This window comes from Dietzia sp. CW19 (assembly GCF_014145265.1).
Lineage (GTDB): Bacteria > Actinomycetota > Actinomycetes > Mycobacteriales > Mycobacteriaceae > Dietzia > Dietzia natronolimnaea.
In genome coordinates, this window is sequence record NZ_JAALEE010000435.1 from 7,781 (window position 1) to 10,580 (window position 2,800).

The 2,800-nt window shown below is 69.3% G+C and carries 3 protein-coding genes; all 3 read left to right on the forward strand.

Going from position 1 to position 2,800, the window contains the following annotated elements; genetic code table 11:
• Positions 1–547: hypothetical protein (locus tag G6021_RS12855; RefSeq protein WP_194307919.1), on the forward strand; the 547-nt coding region annotated here is incomplete at its 5' end.
• Positions 548–680: 133 nt separating this feature from the next.
• Complete coding sequence (locus G6021_RS12860; RefSeq protein WP_017838461.1) at positions 681–965, forward strand: hypothetical protein; 285 nt, start codon at positions 681–683, stop codon at positions 963–965.
• A gap of 112 nt (positions 966–1,077) precedes the next feature.
• Positions 1,078–2,499: a ParB N-terminal domain-containing protein gene (locus G6021_RS17790; RefSeq protein WP_182641457.1), complete on the forward strand. Its 1,422-nt coding sequence runs from the start codon at positions 1,078–1,080 to the stop codon at positions 2,497–2,499.
• Positions 2,500–2,800 lie beyond the last annotated feature (301 nt).

The window sequence follows — 2,800 nt, forward strand, 5'->3', positions numbered from 1 at the left end:
GACCATGCTCACGTCGCCCACGTTCACCGTCCCCGGCGCCGAGGGGATCGCCGCCGCCTACGCCGAGATGCGCCACTACGGCGTCACCCCGCTCGTGGCCAGTGACTGGCTCACCGAGCAGATCGAGGCCACCGCCCACCAGGACATCGCCCAGCAGGTCGAGCGCAACCACGGCGCACCCGCCGAGCGCCCCGTCACCGTCGACGCTCGCGTCCGCCGCGAGATCGACCGCGCCATCAACGTCGCCGTCGCCGTCTACAACCGCCAGCGCAGCCGCGTAACCAACCTCGACCAGATCGCCACCGAGGCAGGAGCCGCAGCGATCAACCGCGCCGCAGTCGCCCGCCAGGCCCGCACCAACGACACCGACCGCGCAACCCTCATCGAACCCCGGGTCGATACCGTTCAGGTCACGCCGCATATGGCCGTGCACTACGTCGCCGCAGTCCTCACCATCGGCCCCCGCGCCCGCGCGATCTCCGCACGGTTCACCAGCAACGGCAAGAACGGCGTCCGCCTCACCCACTTCGACGTCCTGATGCCCTAACCGGCCGCTGGAGGGGGTCGCCCGCCTGGCGACCCCCTCCAGCGCATTTCACACCCCACCCCTCCCCCGCAACACCCGCGCCCAGGTGTCCACCGAAGCCGCCGACGCCCACGAACCGTGCCACTCTGGCCGCATGACCACCGCCGAACCACTGCGCTCGACCAACCTGCGCGAACTCATGCGCGACACCGTCAACCTCGCCCGTGCCGGAGACCACCGCGCCCGCCGCGTCACCATCGGCCCCCGAAGCGGAATCGTCACCCCCCACCACTCACCCGACGGCGAGCTCGACGCCGCAGACCTCGCCGCCCAAGTGTGGGCGATCGGACACGACGAACCCTCCGACACCGGCACCTACACCGAGGGCTACTACACCCACCAAGGAGTCCCCCACATCGTCTACGCCCCAGCGCCATAACCGCAGGTGAAAGCACATTAACGCACCATAGACGTACCATACGCGCATGGCGCGTGTATGCTAGAAGCAGAGCAGCCACAAGGCCACTCACCCCGTACCCGAAAGGACCACCGTGGACACCACGATGAACCTCATCCACGTCAGCCCCTCCGAGCTGACCCTCGTCTCGAACATCCGCGACGCCAAAGCCTCCGACGACCTGGTCGCCAGCGTCCGCGAACACGGCCTCCTTGAGCCGATCAACGCCTACCGCGACGACAACAACGACCTGGTCGTCAAGCACGGCCACCGCCGCACCCTCGCCGCCGTGGCTGCCGAACTCGACCAGGTCCCCGTCATCGTCACCTCTGCCCCGGCAGACGACCTCGACGGCAAGACTGACCTGATCGCGGCCCAGTGGGACGAGAACCAGCAGCGACAGAACCTCACCACCCGCGAGCAGGCCGAGACCATCGCCCAGCTCGCCGCCTTTGGCATCTCCCCCGCCCAGATCAGCAAGCGCCTGCGCGTCGACCGCTCCACCGTCGACGCGGCCACCACCATGCCCGACACCGACACTCTCGACCGCTACGACCTGACCATCACCCAAGCCGCCGTCGTTGCCGAGTTCGCCGACGATGACCGCGCCGTCGACAGCCTCGTCCGTGCCGCCGCCACCGGCCAGTTCGAGCACCAGGCCGCTCGCCTGCGTCAGCAGCGGCAGATCGCCGCCGCCCTGGCCGAGGCCCGCGCCCAGTGGGAGGCCAAGGGTGTGCCCGTCCTCGAGGGCTGGCCCGCCTACGACTCCAAGGGCGAGTGGGTCGACAGGCTGGTCGACGTCGAGACCGGTGAGAAGGTCACCATCGACCCCGACAACCCTGGCGACCACCTCGCCGTCCGGCTTGATGCCGACTTCACCACCGTCCTCACGGCCACCGGGGAGCCGGTCGACCCGTACGAGATCTACGAGGACGACGAGGAGGACCGGCCCGAGGACGCGATCATCCGGAGCCAGGTCCACGAAGCGCTGGTAGTCCAGGCCCGCTGGTACTGCGACGACCTCGCCGCCCGAGGGTGGAAAACCCCGTGGAGCACCGCGTCCCAGGGCGAACCGACTGAGGAAGAGCGCGAGCAGAAGCGGGCCGAACGACGCGACGTCATCGCCGCAAACAAGGCGTGGCTTGCCGCCGAGCAGGTCCGCCGCGACTGGCTCAAGACCTTCTGCGCCCGCAAGGCCGCGCCGAAGAACAGCGCCGCGTTCGTCGCCGCCACCATTACCACCAGCCCGCACCTGCTCTCCGCGGACCGACTGCGAGGCGAGCGCGAGACCTACCTGACGGTCCCGGACACCGAGGCGATGACCACCGCTAAAGCCACCATGACCAGCCTGGCCATGTGCCTGATCGCCCACGAGGTCAACACCCACAAGGGCTCCTGGCGACACATCGACCGCCGCACTGTGGCCTACCTCCGGTTCATCGAGGACCAGGGCTACGCCCTGTCCCCCGTCGAGCGCCGCGCCTGCGGCGACCACGTCGACACCGACGAGCTGTAAGACCCCTCCCGATGCCGGGCTACCGTCCAAGCGACGGTGGCCCGGCCTCTGGGTGGGCACTGGTGGGCGGCCCTCTTTCCCTGCCACCGCGATTCTTCGTGCTCCACTGCCGGCGTCAAGGTCGGCGCCGGCTTCGCCGTCGCCCGGCCGGCCACGACCAATCCGCCCCGCGCTGCGCTTATTTCGGGGCGGATTCGTCGCAGCAGTCCGGGTGCCCTCTCTTGACCCCGTTCGCTGCGCACGAAAATCGGCAGGTGTCAGGGAAAGGGGGACACTGCGCGAACGGCACAGCCGAGGCGGT

What these genes read in the sequence shown, in the direction of transcription:
- G6021_RS12860 (WP_017838461.1), top strand. Translation starts at nt 681, where the DNA reads ATGACCACCGCCGAACCACTGCGCTCGACCAACCTGCGCGAACTCATG.